The organism is Streptomyces sp. NPDC020299, from assembly GCF_044387825.1.
Taxonomy (GTDB): domain Bacteria; phylum Actinomycetota; class Actinomycetes; order Streptomycetales; family Streptomycetaceae; genus Streptomyces.
This window is the reverse complement of record NZ_JBIRWL010000024.1, coordinates 64,989-82,615: the sequence shown is the minus strand read 5'-3', so window position 1 is coordinate 82,615 and position 17,627 is coordinate 64,989. Positions and strand designations below refer to the sequence as shown.

The 17,627-nt window shown below is 68.5% G+C and carries 16 protein-coding genes and 1 pseudogene; 13 read left to right on the top strand and 4 right to left on the bottom strand.

The genetic code is table 11. From position 1 onward, the window contains the following. Window positions 1–13: 13 nt before the first annotated feature. Window positions 14–865: a p-hydroxycinnamoyl CoA hydratase/lyase gene (locus tag ACH45E_RS40070; protein ID WP_361453808.1), complete on the bottom strand. Its 852-nt coding sequence runs from the start codon at window positions 863–865 to the stop codon at window positions 14–16. Between the two features lie 70 nt (window positions 866–935). On the opposite strand from ACH45E_RS40070, the gene ACH45E_RS40065 reads away from it, so the two are divergent. After that, the gene (locus tag ACH45E_RS40065) at window positions 936–1,397 is read left to right on the top strand and encodes a MarR family transcriptional regulator (RefSeq protein ID WP_361453811.1); all 462 of its coding nucleotides are present in this window, start codon (window positions 936–938) and stop codon (window positions 1,395–1,397) included. A 58-nt stretch (window positions 1,398–1,455) separates the two neighbouring features. Here ACH45E_RS40065 and ACH45E_RS40060 read toward each other — a convergent pair whose 3' ends face one another. Together ACH45E_RS40060 and ACH45E_RS40055 are read right to left on the bottom strand one after the other, a co-directional pair. Next, window positions 1,456–2,352 (bottom strand): dioxygenase, encoded by an 897-nt coding sequence (locus ACH45E_RS40060; RefSeq protein WP_361453814.1) that lies wholly within the window; start codon window positions 2,350–2,352, stop codon window positions 1,456–1,458. A gap of 91 nt (window positions 2,353–2,443) precedes the next feature. Continuing rightward, window positions 2,444–3,253: an IclR family transcriptional regulator gene (locus tag ACH45E_RS40055; RefSeq protein ID WP_361453817.1), complete on the bottom strand. Its 810-nt coding sequence runs from the start codon at window positions 3,251–3,253 to the stop codon at window positions 2,444–2,446. A gap of 154 nt (window positions 3,254–3,407) precedes the next feature. Here ACH45E_RS40055 and ACH45E_RS40050 point away from each other — a divergent pair, with 154 nt between their 5' ends. The 12 genes and pseudogenes from ACH45E_RS40050 to ACH45E_RS39995 all read left to right on the top strand — a co-directional run. Beyond that, window positions 3,408–4,610, top strand: coding sequence for an FAD-dependent monooxygenase (locus ACH45E_RS40050; protein ID WP_361453820.1), 1,203 nt, complete (start codon window positions 3,408–3,410; stop codon window positions 4,608–4,610). 83 nt (window positions 4,611–4,693) lie between these two features. Beyond that, window positions 4,694–6,535: an acyl-CoA dehydrogenase gene (locus tag ACH45E_RS40045; RefSeq protein ID WP_361453823.1), complete on the top strand. Its 1,842-nt coding sequence runs from the start codon at window positions 4,694–4,696 to the stop codon at window positions 6,533–6,535. A gap of 47 nt (window positions 6,536–6,582) precedes the next feature. Beyond that, complete coding sequence (locus tag ACH45E_RS40040) at window positions 6,583–8,070, top strand: aldehyde dehydrogenase (RefSeq protein ID WP_361453826.1); 1,488 nt, start codon at window positions 6,583–6,585, stop codon at window positions 8,068–8,070. A gap of 38 nt (window positions 8,071–8,108) precedes the next feature. Next, window positions 8,109–9,659, top strand: coding sequence for an AMP-binding protein (locus tag ACH45E_RS40035; RefSeq protein WP_361453829.1), 1,551 nt, complete (start codon window positions 8,109–8,111; stop codon window positions 9,657–9,659). 59 nt (window positions 9,660–9,718) lie between these two features. Next, window positions 9,719–10,756: a maleylacetate reductase gene (locus ACH45E_RS40030; RefSeq protein ID WP_361453832.1), complete on the top strand. Its 1,038-nt coding sequence runs from the start codon at window positions 9,719–9,721 to the stop codon at window positions 10,754–10,756. 44 nt (window positions 10,757–10,800) lie between these two features. Then, on the top strand, window positions 10,801–11,586 hold the full coding sequence (locus ACH45E_RS40025) for an electron transfer flavoprotein subunit beta/FixA family protein (protein ID WP_361453835.1): 786 nt from the start codon (window positions 10,801–10,803) through the stop codon (window positions 11,584–11,586). A 102-nt stretch (window positions 11,587–11,688) separates the two neighbouring features. Continuing rightward, window positions 11,689–12,651, top strand: a complete 963-nt coding sequence (locus ACH45E_RS40020) for an electron transfer flavoprotein subunit alpha/FixB family protein (protein ID WP_361453838.1) — start codon at window positions 11,689–11,691, stop codon at window positions 12,649–12,651. A 53-nt stretch (window positions 12,652–12,704) separates the two neighbouring features. Beyond that, window positions 12,705–12,833 carry a hypothetical protein gene (locus tag ACH45E_RS40015; protein ID WP_361453840.1) on the top strand — a complete coding sequence of 43 codons (129 nt, stop codon included), beginning with the start codon at window positions 12,705–12,707 and terminating at the stop codon, window positions 12,831–12,833. After that, complete coding sequence (locus ACH45E_RS40010) at window positions 12,833–13,609, top strand: CoA transferase subunit A (protein WP_361453843.1); 777 nt, start codon at window positions 12,833–12,835, stop codon at window positions 13,607–13,609. Before ACH45E_RS40015 ends, ACH45E_RS40010 begins: the two co-directional genes overlap by 1 nt. Next, window positions 13,609–14,256 carry a CoA transferase subunit B gene (locus ACH45E_RS40005; RefSeq protein ID WP_361453845.1) on the top strand — a complete coding sequence of 216 codons (648 nt, stop codon included), beginning with the start codon at window positions 13,609–13,611 and terminating at the stop codon, window positions 14,254–14,256. Before ACH45E_RS40010 ends, ACH45E_RS40005 begins: the two co-directional genes overlap by 1 nt. Beyond that, window positions 14,253–15,467, top strand: coding sequence for an acetyl-CoA C-acyltransferase (locus ACH45E_RS40000; protein ID WP_361453848.1), 1,215 nt, complete (start codon window positions 14,253–14,255; stop codon window positions 15,465–15,467). The genes ACH45E_RS40005 and ACH45E_RS40000 overlap by 4 nt, the downstream gene beginning before the upstream one ends. Window positions 15,468–15,623: 156 nt before the next feature. Then, window positions 15,624–16,060 (top strand): annotated as a pseudogene (locus ACH45E_RS39995) (IS5 family transposase); the annotation flags it as partial. Between the two features lie 81 nt (window positions 16,061–16,141). Here the strand turns inward: ACH45E_RS39995 and ACH45E_RS39990 are convergent. Beyond that, the gene (locus ACH45E_RS39990) at window positions 16,142–17,587 is read right to left on the bottom strand and encodes an NF041680 family putative transposase (protein WP_361453851.1); all 1,446 of its coding nucleotides are present in this window, start codon (window positions 17,585–17,587) and stop codon (window positions 16,142–16,144) included. Window positions 17,588–17,627: the final 40 nt, after the last annotated feature.

Here is a 17,627-nt window from a genome sequence, read left to right as displayed (position 1 = left end):
GGATGGTGGCGGTTCAGGATTCGACGGTCTTGTTCTCCCGGTCGTAGGCGCCCAGGCCCGGCCGGTAGGTCTTCTCGTCGAGGAACTGCTGGAGCCCGGCCTGGCGGCCGCGCTCGCGGTCGAGGAACTGCGACTGCTCGAGCTTGGCGTAGAGGTAGTCGTCGGCCAGTTCCCAAGGCATCAGGCGGGACTTGCGGAAACCGATCTTCGCGGCCCGCATGACCACCGGGTTCTTCTCCTTGAGGTCGTTGGCCAGCTCGACCACCGCCTCGCGAAGCTGCGCGCGGGGCACCGCGCTGTTGACCAGCCGCATCTTCTCCGCCTCGGCGCCGTCGAAGGTGCGGCCGGTCATGATGTAGTAGAGGGCGTCGCGGCTGGGCACGGTCTCGGCCAGCGCGCGGCTGACGACGCTGCCCGGCGGGATGCCCCAGTTGATCTCGGAGAGGCCGAAGACCGCGTCGTCTGCCGCGATCGCGAGGTCGCAGCTCACCAGCGGGACGAACGCGCCGCCGAAGCACCAGCCGTTGACCATGGCGATCGTCGGCTTGGAGTAGTCCTGGAGGTGCTTCCACTGCCATTCGGCGTTGACCCGGCGGACGTGGATCTGCACTGACGGGTGCGATTCGTCGACCTTCCGGAAGTACTCCTCCAGGTCCATTCCCGCCGAGAACGACTCGCCCACGCCGGTGAGCACGACGACTTGGGCGCGGTCGTCGCCTTCCAGTTCGATCAGCACGTTGCGCATGTCCTCGTTGAGGGAGGGGCTCATGGCGTTGCGCTTGTCCGGCCGGTTGAGTGCCACCCAGGCGATTCCGTCGATGATCTCCACGAGGACGTTCTCGTAGTCGTAAGTGGGTTCGGGCATGTCTACCGACCTCCGGTGTATCAAGTAGCTTGATATACAAATAACAAGCTACTTGATGTAAAGTCAATGGGTGGAGCCGAAAATGGAGCGTTTGCCTGCTCGGGTGACCTATCTCGTCAAGCAGGTTGAGCGGGGGGTTCGAACGGCGCTGGACGAGACCGTGCGGGGATTCGGGCTGACCACGCCGCAGTACGCGGCCTTGAGCGTCCTTGCCCGGCGGGGCGGGTTGTCGTCGGCGCAGCTGGCGCGGCGAGCTTTCGTCACGCCTCAGGCGATGAACCAGATCGTTGCCCAGCTCGAAGCCGAAGCGCTGATCACACGGGCGCCTGATCCTGGAAACGGTCGGATCCTGCGTGCGGAGCTCACCGAGGAAGGCAAGCGGCGTCTCGAAGCGTGCGAAGCGGCGGTCGACGGCATCGAAGACCACATGCTGAACGCACTTGACCCGGAGTCGGTGGACCGGCTGAGGGAAGGGCTGCTGGCTTGCGCTGTTGCGCTGCGCGACCTGCCTGAGCTGGCTGGTTCCGAGTAGTCCTCCCCGCACGATGCCCGTCTGTTTGAACAGGGGCAGCGCTTCCGCCTGCCGGCGCTCAGGCGTCCTGGTCGTCGGCTCGTGCGAGCACGAGATCCACGTGCAGGTGACGGTAGGGAACGGGAAGCCCGTACCGCTGGGCGACGATCGGATCGTTGCCGTGCCGCACCTCGTTGATCAGACTTTGTTTGACCGCGAAGACAGCATCCGAGTCCAGGTAGGGGCTGTCCGCGATGAACACGTGCGTGGTGACCGGCCGGTACCCGGGAATGTCGACGATGAAGTGGATGTGGGCGGGGCGATACGGGTGCCTCTCGGTGGCCTCCAGGAGTGTCCCGACCGGGCCGTCAGTGGGGATGGGGTAAGGGCTCGGGACGACCGTCCGGAAGTGGAAGCCGCCGTCGGAGCCGGCGGTGAACAGCCCGCGGCCGTTGCCGGCGGACTGAATGCCGGGCTGCTGCACGTCGTAGAAGCCGTTCATGTCGGCCTGCCAGACGTCCACGTCGGCGCCCGTCAGGGGGTTGCCGTCGCTGTCGAGAACGCGGCCGGTGACCAGGCACTGGTCCGTGGGGTCGGCCTCGGAGATGAGGTCGCCGTGTCGGCGTCGCGGTGACTCGACCATGTGGAACGGGCCGAGGACGGTGGCTTCGGTGACCTCTGGCAGGTCACTGTCATTGATGGTCTCGACCAGTGCAGAAATCCCGAGGACGTCGGAGAGCAGGACGAATTCCTGGCGTACCTCGGAGCACTTGTGCCCGGTGGCCGTGAGGAACTCGATTGCCGTCTCCCACTCGGCGACCGTCGGCTCCAGTTCGCGGATCGCGGCGTGCAGGTGTCGCGTCAACACGTCGAGACAGCGACGAAGCCGTGCGTCTGGAGTCCGGGCGAAGCTGTCGACGACGGTGTCCGTGAGGGTCGCCGGCGACAGATCCGCAGCGATCGCATTGCTGGTCATGGAGTGTCCTACCTTTCGTTCGTCGACCATCGTTCCCGGCGCCCCCTGCCCCGTCGCCAGCTCAATCCCGCTGGATGGCAAGCGAACTGGTTCACACGCCGCGCCTGGCGCCCGGGGCGCTCCACATGGGGCCCGCCCTGTCGCCCTGATGCGCGCGCAGCGCCCGGCCTATGCCGAATGCGGCGGTGCGGACCGCGGCGGCAAGGAGGGCCACGTCCTCGTCGGCGGTGACCACGACCGAGACCGACGCCACAGTCGTCAATTCCGGGGTCGGAATCAGTGCGGCGCAGGAGACCGCGCCGAGGGTGAGCTCCTGGTGGCAGTACGCGGTGCGATCCCGTCTGATCTGGGCGAGTGCGGCGCGCAGCTCGTTCGGCGAGGTCACGGTGTGCGGGGTGAACCGGTGGAGCGGACCCGCGAGAACGCGGTCCTGTACTCCCTGATCGGTGTGGGCGAGGATCGCCTTGCCCACACCACTGGCGTGCAACGGCAGGCGCCCTCCGGCACGTCCTACGGTGGGTACGGCGCCCGGGCCGGAGATCTTTTCCACGATCAGCGCCTGATCCCCGTCGAGGACGGCGAGCTGGACGTGCTGCTGGGTGGCCTCGTACAGGTTCTGCAGGTACGGCATGGCCACCTCGCGCAAGCCGGAGCCGCGCACCGATCGTGCGGCGATTTCCCACAGCCGCAGCCCGATCCGGTAGTCGCCGCGGGGTGAGCGCTCGAGCATGCCTTCACGCAGCAGGTCCTGTGCGAGCCGATGTGCCGTGGAAGCTGGGAGACCGGTTCGGCGACGGAGCTCGGCCAGGGAAAGCTCGGTGCTGTTTCCGGCGAACGCCGCGAGAACCTGGGACACCTTGCTGGCCACCGTGCGCCCAGGCGTCGCTTGATTACCGGCCATCGCGCCTGCCCTTCCTGAGAATCAAGGAGCTTGATAACAAGCTAGTTGATATGTAGCGTGCCGTCCAGTGGGATGAGGGCTGCTCCCCGCACCAGGACACGCAGACACTCGGTCTACGCCAGAGAGGCGCCGAACGGACCAGGAGGCTGGCGGTATGGCACAGAGTGACCGGCGGGTGCAGGTTGCCGTGATCGGCGGCGGTATCGGAGGGCTTGCCACGACGGCCTTCCTGCGCCGTGCCGGTTTGTCGGCCGAGGTCTTCGAACAGGCGCCCGAGCTGCTGGAAGTCGGGGCCGGCCTGATCGTGGCCCCGAACGCGGCGCGTCTGCTGCGTCGGCTCGGTCCACCGACCGCACTCGAAGATGTCGGTGTCGCGCTGCAGCACGGCTGGGAGTTCCGCCGCTGGGCCGACGGCACTGTGTTGTTCTCACAGGAGCTCGGTGCGACGTGCCTGGAGCGCTACGGCGAGAACACCTGGACAGTGCACCGCGCCGACCTTCTCGATGTCCTGCGATCGGCACTTCCCGGTGACCTGATCCATCTCAACCGGCGCTGTGTCGGGATCACCCAGAACGAGGACGGCGCCACGGTGGAATTCGCCGACGGCTCGACCGTCCGTGCCGACGTCGTTGTCGCCGCCGACGGAATCCATTCGATGCTCCGGGGCCATGTCACGCCTCCGACAGAGCCGAGGCAATCGGGGCTGTGCGCCTGGCGCGCACTGGTCGACGCGGACGCCGGTCCCGACCTGGCGCGCAGGCCGGTGCAGACACTGTGGTTGGGGCACCGCCGCCACTTCGTCCACTACCCGGTGTCCGGGGGGCGGCTGGTGAACATCGTCGCGTTCAGTCCCATGCAGGCGAGCGACGTCGAATCGTGGTCCGCCGAAGGACGCGCCGAGGACTTCGCCGCCGAGTTCGCCGGATGGGACCCCAGGCTGGAGGCGCTGATCGGCGCCGCCGAGCGGGTCGGGCGATACGCAGTTCTCGACCGTACGCCCCTGAAAACCTGGGTCCGCGGCCGCCTGGTTCTGCTGGGTGATGCCGCCCATCCCATGCTGCCGTTCTTCGCCCAGGGCGCCGGCCAGGCCATCGAAGACGCCGCCGTGCTGGCCGGCTGCCTGACCAACGGCGGCATGAACGTCCCGTCGGCACTGGCGGCCTACGAGCGCATTCGCCTGCCCAGGGCAACCCGGGTACAGGAGGCGAGCCGGGGCAGGCTCGACCACCATCACCTGCCCGATGGGCCGGACCAGCGGGAACGCGACCTGGCGTTCGCCGCCGAGGACCCCTTGGGGCACAACGACTGGCTGTACTCCTACGACGCCGAACAAGCGGTGACCGTGTCACCGGCGTGATCATGGTGCTCGCCGTTCCGGCGAGCGTGTTCCCTTTCATGTCCCGTGCCGGGACGGCCGATCCTCAGAGTTGAGAGGTCCGCGTGAACCACTACCGCACCAACGTTCGCGACACCGTGTTCGTCCTGCGCGAGCTCCTCGGCCGCGACGCGGTCTACGGTGCCGAGCCCTTCGACGACATCGATCTGGACCTCGCCCAGACCATGCTGGCCGAGGCCGAGCGGTTCGCGACCGAGGTCATGGCACCGTCCTTTCCCGACAGCAGCCATGCCCCCCTGCGGTTCGACCCGGCGACGCACAGCGTGACCCTGCCGGGCCCCTTCCGGGACGCCTTCGCCGCGTATCTGAAGTCCGGGTGGCTGGACCCCGAGCTGCCGGCCGACATCAGCGGACAGCACGTCCCGCCGTCGCTGCGGCTCGCCATTCTGGAAATGATGCTGGGGGCGAACCCGCCGATCCCGATGGGCGCGTACGTCGTCCCCCAGGTGGTGCGGCTGCTGCACGAGTTCGGCACCCCCGACCAGCAGCGCCTCGCCCAGCTCATCGTGGACCAGCACTGGATGGTCACTATGGTGCTGACCGAGCCCGACGCCGGCTCCGACGTCGGCGCGGCGCGCACGGTCGCCCGCCCGCAGCCCGACGGCAGCTGGCACCTGGAAGGCATCAAGCGATTCATCACATACGGGGACCACGACATCACCGACAACATCGTGCATGTCGTCCTGGCACGACCCGTCGGAGTGGCCGGAGCGGGCGGCCCCGGCTCCAAGGGACTGTCCCTGTTCGTGGTTCCCAAGTTCCACGTCGACCTCGACAGCGGCGCCCTCGGCGAGCGCAACGGAGTCGTGGTGACCGGTCTCGAACACAAGATGGGACTCACCGTGAACCCGACGTGCGAGCTCACCTTCGGAGTCGACGCGCCGGCCGTCGGGTGGCTGCTCGGCGACCAGCACGACGGCATCCGCCAGATGTTCGAGATCATCAAGGCGATCCGCATGCTGGTCGGCGTCAAATCCATGGCCACCCTGTCGACCGGCTACCTCACCGCACGTGACTACGCGGCCCAGCGCGTCCAGGGCCCCTCGCTTGCCGCCGACGCGTCCCGCAGCCCCGTCGCGATCATCGAGCATCCCGACATCCGCCGCTCGTTGATGACGCAGAAGGCCCACGCCGAAGGCATGCGGGCCTTGATCCTCTACACCGGCTCCATCCAGGACCGCCTCGTCATCTCGCAGCAGGCCGGTGCGCCGGACAAGCTCGCCGACGCGACCCACCAACTGCTCCTGCCCATCGTCAAGGGCTACTGCTCGGAAACGGGCTGGCGGCTACTCGGACAGGAGTCACTGCAGGTGCTCGGCGGCTCCGGTTATCTGCAGGACTATCCGCTCGAGCAGTATGTCCGCGACACCAAGGTCGACACGCTCTACGAGGGCACGACCGGCATCCAGGGCCTGGATCTGTTCAGCCGCAAGATCCTCCGCGACAAGAGTGCAACGCTGGACGCCCTGCTTGCCGAGGTCGCTGCGACCGCTTCGCCGCGCATCGGCGAGGCCGACGAGCTCGCCGTCGAACGCGACCAGCTCGCGCAGGCCCTGAACGCGTTCCGCGACTTCGTCGGCCTCCTGCAACGGCGGTGGCAACACGAGGAACCACATGGCCGCACGCTTGCGGCGCAGGACACCACCCGGCTCCTGCTCGCCTCGGGCGATCTGCTCTGCGGCTGGCTGCTTCTGCGCAGCGCAGAGATCGCCGCAAGGTCTCTCGCCTCCGGCGGCCTGACCGAGGCCGACGCGTCGTTCTACACAGGCAAGGTCGCTACAGGCCGGTTCTTTACCCGGACGGTGCTGCCCCGGATCGCTGCCGACCTCGTCGTGGCCGGGCACACCGACGACACCCTGCTCAACCTGCCCAACGCGGCCTTCTGACCCCGACGCACCAGATCACCCGACAGACGCACCCGCAAGGAGCCGACATGACGACGACAGCTTCCCAGGCAGAGGTGGCCACCGCGCAGCCCGGCCAACTACTCATCGCCGGAAAGTGGACCGATGCCGAGACGGGACGGACCGCCATGGTGGCATCCCCGCTCGGCGGGGAGTACGCCGCCGAGGTCGCGGCAGCCTCGGCCGCCGACGCGATCCGGGCCGTCGAGGCCGCCCGCGACGCCGCGCGGACCTGGGGCAGCTGGGCACCCTCCCGCCGCCGCGAGGTCCTGCACGCCGCGGCCGGACTGCTGCTCGAACGCAGTGCCGAGATCTGCGCGGTGATGACCCGTGAGATGGGTGCCACCGCCGCCTGGGCCGGCTTCAACGTCCATGTCGCGCACGGCATGCTGGTCGAGGCCGCGGCGCAGGCTTACGCCGCTGTCGGCGAGGTCATCCCCTCCGACGTTCCCGGCCTGACCGCGCTCGGTGTACGCCAACCCGCCGGGGTCGTCGTGGGGATCGCCCCCTGGAACGCTCCGTTGATCCTCGGTGTCCGTGCGCTCGCGATGCCTCTCGCCTACGGCAATACGGTCGTCCTCAAGGCCTCGGAACAGGCCCCCCGCACACAGGCGGCCATCGTTACGGCCCTGCATGACGCCGGAGTGCCGGCGGGCGCTATCAACCTCATCACCAACGCGCCCGAGGACGCCGCCGAAATCGTCGAGACCCTCATCGCCCAGCCGGCCGTCACCCGCGTCAACTTCACAGGCTCGACCCGCGTCGGCCGGATCATCGGCGAGCACGCCGCCCGCCACCTGACCCGGGTCGTGCTGGAACTCGGCGGCAAGGCCCCGATGCTCGTACTGGCCGACGCCGACCTCGACGCCGCGGTCGACGCGGCCTGCTTCGGCGCCTTCATGAACCAGGGCCAGATCTGCATGTCGACCGAGCGGATCGTGGTCGACCGGAGCATCGCCGACGAGTTCTCCATCCGGCTGGCCGAACGAGCCGCGGCACTGGTGGTCGGCGCCCCGCAGGACCCGGCGACCCAGATCGGGCCGCTCGTCAACGTGGCCGCGGCCAGCCACGTGGGCGCGCTCGTCGAGGACGCCGTCGCCGCCGGGGCGCAGTGCCTGGCCGGTGGACCTACCCAGGGTCTGTACTTCCCGCCCACCGTGCTGCGCGGAGTCACCCCGGCCATGCGCATCTACTCCGAGGAGTCGTTCGGGCCCATCGCCTCCATCATCGAGGTAGACGGTACCGAGGAGGCCATCGCGGTCGCCAACGACACCGAGTACGGACTGTCCGCCGCCGTGTTCAGCAGGGACGCGGCCGCCGCACTGCAGATCGCGCAGCGCATCCGGTCCGGGATCTGCCACATCAACGGCGCCACCGTCCACGACGAACCCCAGATGCCCTTCGGGGGAGTGGGAGCCAGTGGTTGGGGACGGTTCGGATCCCGCGCCGCGCTCGAGGAATTCACCGAACTGCGCTGGATCACCGTCCAGGCCGGCGCCCGCCACTACCCGATCTGACCCGTACAACGGCTAAACCCAGAGGAGCACCAGTGTCGGTGGATCCCACCAGAGTCCCCGGAACCCGGTACGGGGAGCTCGTCGAACGGCGTGCGACTCGCCAGCCCGACCGGCCCGCGATCACGTTCGAGGGCATGACATTGACGTACCAGGAGCTCGGCGATCGCATCCTTGGCTTTCACGGGGCCCTGCTGGACTGGGGTGTGCGACCCGGGGACCGCGTGGTGTGCATGTCGGGCAACCGGCCCGAGATTCTGATCGCGCTCTTCGCCACCGCCCGGTGTGGCGCGATCTTCGTCCCCGTCAACCCGGCAGCCCCGGTCATCGAGATCGCAGGTCTGCTGCAGGATGCCGCGCCTGCTGTCGCCCTCGCCGAGGACACGACACGCGGAGTGCTGGAGCAGGCGGTACGCCTGTCCGCCCAGACCGAAGGTTCCCGGCCCGCGCGGCTCCACCGCATCGATATCCCGTACCCGACGCCCGACACGGCACCCTATCCCCAACCGGTCGGGCCCGACGACCCGGCGTTGATCGTCTACACGTCGGGCACGACCGGCAGGCCCAAGGGCGTCGTACTCACCCACGGTGCCCTGTTCTGGAATCAGATCAATACACTGCTCGGGCTCGATGTGTGCAGCGATGACGTGACACTGGTCAACACCCCCATGTTCCACGTCGGAGGCCTCAACACCCTCGCCATCGCTACGCTCCATAAAGGCGGCACCGTCGTACTCCAACGCGGCTTCGACCCTGCGGCCTGCCTTCAGGCAGTGCAGGAGCACAGCGTTACGACCATGTTCGCCGTCCCCACGATGCTCGGTCTGCTGAGCCGTCACCCCGCCTTCGCGGAGGCCGACCTGTCCAGCTTGCGCTGGATGCTCGTCGGCGGGGCCGCGCTCTCACCCGACACCGTCACGACCTGGTCACGCCTGGGGGTCGCGTTGCTCGCCAGCTACGGACTCAGCGAAGCGGGGCCCTCGGTGTCGTTCCGAACCCCCGCACAGGTCGCGGTCAAACCCACTTCCTCCGGTCCGGCGGCAATGCTCACCGACCTCACCGTCGTCAACCCGGAGGGGAAGGCGGTCGATGCGGGGGAGATCGGTGAACTCGTCGTCCGCGGACCCCACTTGGCGTGCGGCTACTGGAACCAGCCGCGCGCCACCGACGAAACCTTCCGCAGTGATGGCCTGCACTCCGGGGACCGAGGCCTGATCGACTCCGACGGCGCCGTCGTCATCACCGGCCGCCAGAAAGACGTGATCATCACCGGAGGGGAGAACGTCGACCCCATCGAGGTCGAACACGCGCTCACCGCCCACCCCGGAGTGGCCGAAGCCGTCGTGATCGGAGTTGACGACCCGCTCTGGGGAGAATGCGTCGCCGCCGTCATCGTTCCCGTCGGCCCCAAGCCGCCGAGTCTGCCCGAGCTCCAGGAATTCCTCTCCTCCCGCATCGCCCGCTACAAGATCCCCCGGCGACTGGAGACCGTCGGCGCGTTGCCGCGCACCCCCGCGGGCAAGATCCGCCGACCCGAAGTCCGGCACATGCTGCGCGACCACCCGACCGCCTCACCGACGGGAACCCCATGAACGACAGCCCCCTCGCCGGTCACGAACAGTTCACCTACAGCGGACTGCCGTACCGCATCGTGTTCGGCACCGGTACCCGGGCCCAGCTCGCGGACGAGATCGAGAGCCTGGGCTGCCGCCGAGCGCTGCTGCTCGCTACACCGGGCATGGACGACGTGGTCGACACCGTACGAAGCCATCTCGGGCCCTACGACCACGGCCTGTTCGACGGTGCAGCGATGCACACGCCGGTCGAGGTAACTGAGAAGGCGATAGAGGCCGTTCGGAAGGCCGGTGCCGACTGCGTGGTCGCCGTGGGCGGCGGCTCCGCCATCGGACTCGGCAAAGCCATCGCCCTGCGCACGGACCTTCCGCAGATCGTGCTGCCCACCACCTACGCCGGCTCCGAAGTCACCCCGGTCATCGGTGAGACCAGCGAGGGACGCAAGGCAACGCAGCGCACGCTCGCCGTGCTACCGGAAACCGTGATCTACGACGCAGAACTCACCCTCGGCCTGCCGGCACCGGTGTCGGCGGCCAGCGGCGTGAACGCGATGGCACACGCCGCTGAGGCGCTGTGGAGCCCGGACCACAACCCGCTCACCTCGGCCCTGGCGGAACAATCGCTGCGCGCCCTGTCACGGGCCCTGCCGAAGATCGTCGCAGTGCCGGACGATCTCGGCGCCCGTACGGATGCGTTGTACGGCTCTTGGCTGGCCGGAACGTGCCTGGCCACCGTGGGAATGGCCCTGCACCACAAGTTGTGCCATGTCCTGGGTGGCATGTTCGACCTTCCCCACGCGCTCACCCACGCTGTCGTCCTCCCGTACGTCGTCGCGTTCAACGCACCGGCAGCCCCGGCCGCCGTCGGACGCATCGCAGACGCGATCGGTACCGACGCAAACGACGCTGCCTCGACGCTCCGCGACTTCACGGAAAATCTGGGCCTTCCCGCGTCGCTGCATGAGCTCGGTATGCCGGAAGACGGGATCGATCACGTCACCGCGCAGCTTCTCGACAGCCCCTACGCCAACCCACGGCCGCTGGACTTCGAGTCCCTTCGGGTGCTCGTCACCGATGCATGGTCTGGAGCCGACCTCAAGCCCGGTGAGTTCTGACCTGCCAGGGCCTGCCACGAGCCGTAATAGTGAGGAGAGCCGACGTGAGCTTGAGGATCGTAGCCGCGGTGAAGTACGTGCCCGATGCCACGGGCGACCGGCGCTTCGCCGCGGATCTGACCACTGACCGGGACGCTGTCGACGGCCTGCTGTCGGAGCTGGACGAGTACGCGGTTGAGCAGGCGCTGCAGATCGCGGAGGCCACGGACGACGCGGAGATCACCGTTGTGACGGTGGGACCCGAAGACGCCAAGGACGCGCTACGCAAAGCCCTGTCGATGGGGGCGCACAAGGCCGTCCACGTTGAGGACGACGCGCTGCACGGCACCGACATCATTGGTACGTCGCTGGTGCTGGCCAAGGCGATCGAGCACGTCGGCTACGACCTGGTGATCTGTGGCATGGCTTCCACCGACGGCGCGTCCGGTGTCGTCCCGGCGCTGCTGGCCGAGCGCCTGGGTATCCCACAGGTGACCCTGTTGTCCGAGATCGGTATCGAGGGCGGCACGGTGACCGGCCGCCGCGACGGTGACGCCGCCCGCGAGCAGGTGCAGGCCTCCCTCCCGGCCGTCATATCGGTCACCGACCAGTCGGGTGAGGCCCGTTACCCGTCGTTCAAGGGCATCATGGCCGCCAAGAAAAAGCCGGTGGAGTCCATGGACCTGGCAGACCTGGGTATCGAGGCGGACGAGGTCGGTCTCAAGGGTGCTTGGGTCGAGGTTGAATCCGCCGCGCAGCGCCCGGCGCGCACGGCAGGCACGATCGTCAAGGACGAGGGTGAGGGCGGCAAGCAGCTCGCGGCCTACCTCGCGAGCCAGAAGTTCATCTAGTCGCCGTCGGGCGGGTCTCCGATCGAGTTGTCCCCACTCGGACCCGCAACCGCCCTCCATATCGCCTCGAATCTTCCGACCTTCCGCAGGAGAACGATTGCCATGGGTGAAGTCCTCGTCTACGTCGACCACGTGGAGGGCGCGGTCCGCAAGCCGACCCTCGAACTGCTGACCCTGGCCCGTCGCATCGGCGATCCCGTCGCTGTACACCTGGGCCCGGGCGTGGAGATTGCCGCTCCGGTGCTCGCGGAACACGGGGCGACCCGCGTCCTAGCGGCTGATGCGCCCGAGTTCGCCGACTATCTCGTCGTCCCCAAGGCGGACGCCCTCGAGTCTGCCGCCCAGGTTGTGAACCCGATCGCCGTCCTCGTGCCGTCCTCAGCCGAGAGCAAGGAGATCGCCGCCCGCCTCGCGCTGCGACTGGGCTCCGGCATCATCACCGACGCCGTGGATATCGAGGACAGCACGCAGGGACCGGTTGCTACGCAGTCAGTGTTCGCGGCCTCTTTCACCACCAAGTCCCGTATCACCTGGGGCGTGCCGGTCATCACCGTCAAGCCCAATTCGGCTCCCGTCGAGCCGGCCCCGGCGCCTGGCACCGTCGAGCAGCTACCTGTCTCCTTCGGTGCGCTGACCACCGGCACCAAGGTCGTCGCCCGCACCCCGCGTGAGTCGAGTGGCCGCCCGGAGCTGACCGAGGCCGCGATCGTGGTCTCCGCCGGCCGCGGCGTGGGAGGCGCCGAGAACTTCCGCTTGGTCGAGGAACTGGCCGACGCCCTGGGCGCAGCCGTCGGAGCCTCCCGGGCCGCGGTGGACGCCGGCTGGTACCCGCACTCCCACCAGGTCGGCCAGACCGGCAAGAGCGTCTCGCCCCTCCTGTACCTGGCCTCGGGGATCTCCGGCGCCATCCAGCACCGGGCCGGCATGCAGACCTCCAAGATCATCGTCGCGGTCAACACCGACCCGGAGGCCCCGATCTTCGACCTGGCCGACTTCGGCGTGGTCGGCGACCTGTTCCAGGTACTGCCGCAGCTCACCGGCCTGATCGAGACCGGCAGGAACTGACCCGGCCCCCCGCGGATCACGGACCCCCGATCTCTACCGGCAGAGGAAGCACCATGCTGTTCGCAGTCACCACGGACGTGCCGATCCCGCACGAACTCGGCCCCGGGATACACGAGGTCCCGATCACGCTCTCGACGCCCCGTCCATCCGCTCTCGACGACATCGCTGCGGCGGTGGCCTGATGACGAGGGGCAAAGTGGTCGCGTCGGCCGCCGAGGCCGTGGCCGACGTCCAGAACGGAGCGTCGTTCGCGGTCGGAGGCTTCGGCCTCAGCGGCGTGCCGAACACGCTGATCCAGGCCCTGTACGACAAGGGCGTCAGCGGAATCAGCGTCGTCTCCAACAACTGCGGCGCCATGGAAACCGGCCTCGCCCTGCTGCTCTCCGCCGGCCGCATTGCCCGCGTCACCGGCAGCTACATCGGCGCCAACAAGGAGTTCGCCCGCCAGTACCTTGCCGGTGAGCTGGAGGTCGAGCTGATCCCGCAGGGCACCCTCGCCGAACGGCTGCGGGCCGGCGGCTGCGGCACACCGGCCTTCTTCACCCCGGCAGGCGTCGGCACCCAGGTCGCCGAGGGCGGACTGCCCTGGCGCTACGACGGCAACGGCGGCGTCGCCCTCGCCTCCCCGCCCAAGGAGGTCCGCGAGTTCGACGGCATCGAGTACGTGCTGGAGCACGCCATCACCACGGACTTCGCACTGGTCCGCGCCGCCAAGGGCGACCGGCACGGCAACCTGGTCTTCAACAAGTCCGCCCGCAACTTCAACCCCCTCGCCGCCATGGCCGGCCGCATCACCATCGCCGAGGTCGAGGAACTCGTCGAGCCGGGCGAGATCGACCCCGACCAGGTCCACCTGCCAGGCATCTTCGTCCAGCGTGTGGTCGGGCTCACCCCAGAGCAAACAGCCGACAAGAAGATCGAGAAGGTTACGGTCACGCCCAGGGAGGTGCGGGCCTGATGGCCTGGACACGAGACGAGATGGCCGCCCGCGCGGCCCGGGAACTGCGCGACGGCGAGTACGTCAACCTCGGCATCGGGCTTCCCACCCTCATACCGAACCACCTTCCCCAAGGCGTTCATGTCGTTCTGGAGTCGGAGAACGGGATCCTTGGCACCGGGCCCTTCCCGTACGAGGACGACGTCGACCCGGACCTCATCAACGCCGGGAAGGAGACCGTCACCGTCCTGCCCGGTGCCTCCTTCTTCGACTCGGCCCTCTCCTTCGGCATGATCCGCGGCGGCCACATCGACACCGCCGTACTCGGCGCCATGCAGGTCTCCGCCCGAGGTGACCTCGCCAACTGGGCCATCCCCGGGAAGCTGGTCACCGGGATCGGCGGCGCCATGGACCTTGTCCACGGCGCACGCCGCGTCATCGTGACGATGACGCACACAACCAAGGACGGCAGCCCGAAGATCCTTGAGGAGTGCGAACTCCCGCTCACTGGCCGCGCTTGCGTCCACCGCATCATCACCGACCTCGGCGTCCTGGATGTTGCCCACGAGAGCCTGGTCCTGGTGGAAACCGCCCCCGGTGTCACCGCCGAGGAGATCCAGGAGAAAACCGCTGCCAAGGTCCGCATGGCCGAAGGGATCAGCCCATGAGATTTCGCCCGCGCGACGTCTACATCGTCGACGCCGTCCGCACCCCGGTCGGCAAGTACGGCGGCGCTCTCTCGGGGGTACGCCCCGACGACCTGGCCGCCCACGTCATCAAGGAACTCCTCGCACGCACGCCCGAACTCGATCCGGGCCGTATCGGCGATGTCTTCTTCGGCAACGCGAACGGAGCCGGAGAAGAGAACCGCGATGTGGCCCGGATGGCGGTGCTGCTGGCCGGCTTGCCGGTCACCGTCCCCGGGGTGACCGTGAACCGGCTGTGCGCCTCCGGGCTGGAAGCCGTCATCCAGGCCGCGCGGGCCATCGCGCTGGGTGACGTCTCCATCGCCCTGGCCGGTGGCGTCGAGTCGATGACCCGCGCCCCGTACGTGCTGCCCAAGCCCGACGGTCCCTTCCCGGCCGGACACGCGGAGCTGTACTCCACCACTCTGGGCTGGCGCATGGTCAACCCGAGGATGGATCCGCAGTGGACCGTCCCGCTCGGCGAGAGCGCGGAACTCATCGCCGAGAAGCACAAGATCAGTCGGGAGCAGCAGGACGAGTTCGCCCTCGCCAGCCACCGGAAGGCCGCCGCCGCGCAGGCCACCGGTCTGTTCGACGCCGAGGTCGTGCCGCTGCCGGTCCTACAGCGCAAGGGCGAACCAGTCGTCTTCGACCGTGACGAATGCGTCCGCTCCGACGCCTCCCTCGAAGCCATGGCCAGGCTCCGTCCTTCGTTCCGTACCGAGAACGGCACCGTCACTGCGGGCAACGCCTCCCCGTTGAACGACGGCGTCGCCGCCCTTCTGCTGGTCGACGAGGAGGGACTGCAAGCCACGGGCCGTGTCCCTCTTGCCCGAGTGAGCGCCAGTGCGGTGTGCGCGATCGAACCGCACTACTTCGGCCTCGGCCCGGTGGAGGCGGTCAACCGGGCCCTGGCAAGGGCGGGAAGGACCTTCACAGACCTGAGCACGCTGGAACTGAACGAGGCATTCGCCGCCCAGGTGCTGGGCTGTATCGCCGAGTGGCCCGATTTCGACCCGGCGATCCTCAACCCACGCGGCGGCGCCATCGCCATCGGCCACCCCCTCGGCGCCTCCGGCGCCCGCCTTGCCGCCACCGTCGCCCACCAACTCGATGGCTTGGGCTCGGGTGTGGGCGTGGCGACACTCTGCATCGGAGTCGGCCAGGGGCTTGCACTTGTTCTGGAGCGCTGACGACGGCAGTGCCCTTCCTCTTGGCGGCCAGCGCGAGGTCCTTGTGGAAGAGAGCAGGTCCCGTCCACCGTAAAGAGCGGAAGCACGTCAAACTGGTACAGCCGTAGCGTGCTGACCTAGGGCGTTTCTTTCAGATCATCAGATCGTTGGTCGGGCGTGCTCTTGAGTGACGCCCAGTGGGCGCGGATTGAGCCGCTGCTGCCGGACCGGACGCCGAAGCGGGGAGGGCGGTGGCGTGATCACCGTCAGGTGATCGATGCGATCGCATGGAAGTTTCAGACTGGCTCGCAGTGGGTGCACCTCCCCGACCAATACGGCTCGTGGAAGGGCGAATACACCAGGTTCCGGAACTGGGCTATCGACGGTACCTGGGAGCGCGTCTTCACCGCGTTGCTCGCCCAGGCCGACGCGGAGGAAGACCTGGACTGGGTCGTTGCAGTCGACTCCACCCTCGTGCGTGCTCACCAGCATGCCGCAGGCGCCCGCAAAAAGGGGCTGCAGTCGGCGAGCCAGACGATCATGCCCTTGGCCGGTCACGCGGCGGCCTGACCACGAAGGTCCATCTGGCCGCCGACGGTCGATGCCGACCTTTGGTCTTTGTCCTCAGTAGGGTCGGGGACTGGAAACGGAGCATCAGCCACCGCGCCAGTCCCCGACCCTACTCAGCTTGGCGTTTAACCTCGCTGGGCTTGGTGTTCCTTGATCGATTCGGCGCGTTTGACGGTCTTGCCGACGTCGTGGCGCCTGGCCCGTTGTTTGTTTTTCGAGCCGGGAGGCCGTCCGGGGCCTGGTCGGGACGGTTTCGGCGCGCTTGCCGGGCGGGCTGCTGTCGCGCGGACGTTGCGAAACCCCCGGCGGATCCGGGCGGGGGTGGGGCGGCGGGGTTCTGCGGGCCGTTCCCAGGGACGACGGAGGTCCTCGGCGAGGGGCCGGGCGAGGCGGAGCTGGGTGTGGGCGGCGATGATCAGCCAGGTCCACAGGTCGGCCGTGTCGGGGTTCCTGACCTTCGGGGCGGTCCAGCCCAGGGTCTGTTTCATCAGCCGGAAGGTGTGCTCCAGGTCGAAGCGGCGGAGGAAGGACTGCCACCAGCGGTCCACGTCCGCCGGTGCGGCGGCGGTGGCCGAGCACCACAGCCAGACCGGTTTCGGGTCACGGTCACCGGGCAGGCGCTCGACCTTCAGGCGGATCAACGTGCCGTGCAGGATGGGGAGTTCTTCCTTGGCGTGGTTCAGCCAGGGGCCGCGGTGAGTGAGCCGGGGGTGCATCCGGTCCCAGGCCGTCGCGGTGGCCGTGCCGTAGCGGGTGGTGTCCGTGGCGGTCGTGACGTCGGGATCGTGCCAGCTGTCGGGCTTCTTGAACGTGAGGACGCCGCCATGCCGGCGGGGGCGCCCGCCCCGGGGACCCGACCGGGCGGGGCCGGGGTCGCGGAGCATGACCCGGTCCGAGCGCAGGCGCCCGACCAGTACGACGGGCAGGTTGGCGAGAGCGTGGGTCAGGTAGGCGACGTCGTAGCCGGAGTCCATCACGATCAGGATGTCCGGATCGCCGGGTCTCCAGTGGCCTGCGCTCGTCAACCGCTCGACGACATCGTGGAGTTGGTCGGCAGTGACGGTCGTCGCGTCGTCGGCCGGGCCCAGGCGGACCGCGTCCAGGAGAGCGACCCAGGAGGTGCGGCCGGACTCCAGGGCCGCAACGAAGGAGTAGGGCCAGCCGGGCACCAGCTGGTCCGAGCTGCGGTCGCCGCGTCCGTAGACATGACAGAAGAGCCGGTCGCCGCTGGTGGGAGCGTCGGGTCGCAGCCAGTGCGACACGTCCACGGCGAGCACGATCCGCCCGTCGGCCGCCTTCGGCAGCGGCATGCCCGCCAGCGTGCGGCGCAACCGTGTCGGCTCCAGCCATCCACGGTCCAGGGCCGCGTACAGCGCACCGTGTCCGCGCCGGTGCTCGACCGCCAAGGAGAGCTCGACCAGGGTTTTCACCGGCCCGTCCGTGCACAGCACCGCGTCGGTGAGCTCGAAGAGCGCATCCGCGCGCTTGTAGAGACACTCGTAGAACTCGACCCGAAAGCGGGACAACAGGCCCAACGCCTCGATTCCGGGCACACCGACAGGCAGACTCATGGGCAGCGGCCGTTCTCTCGTGCTTTGTGACTCGACATCT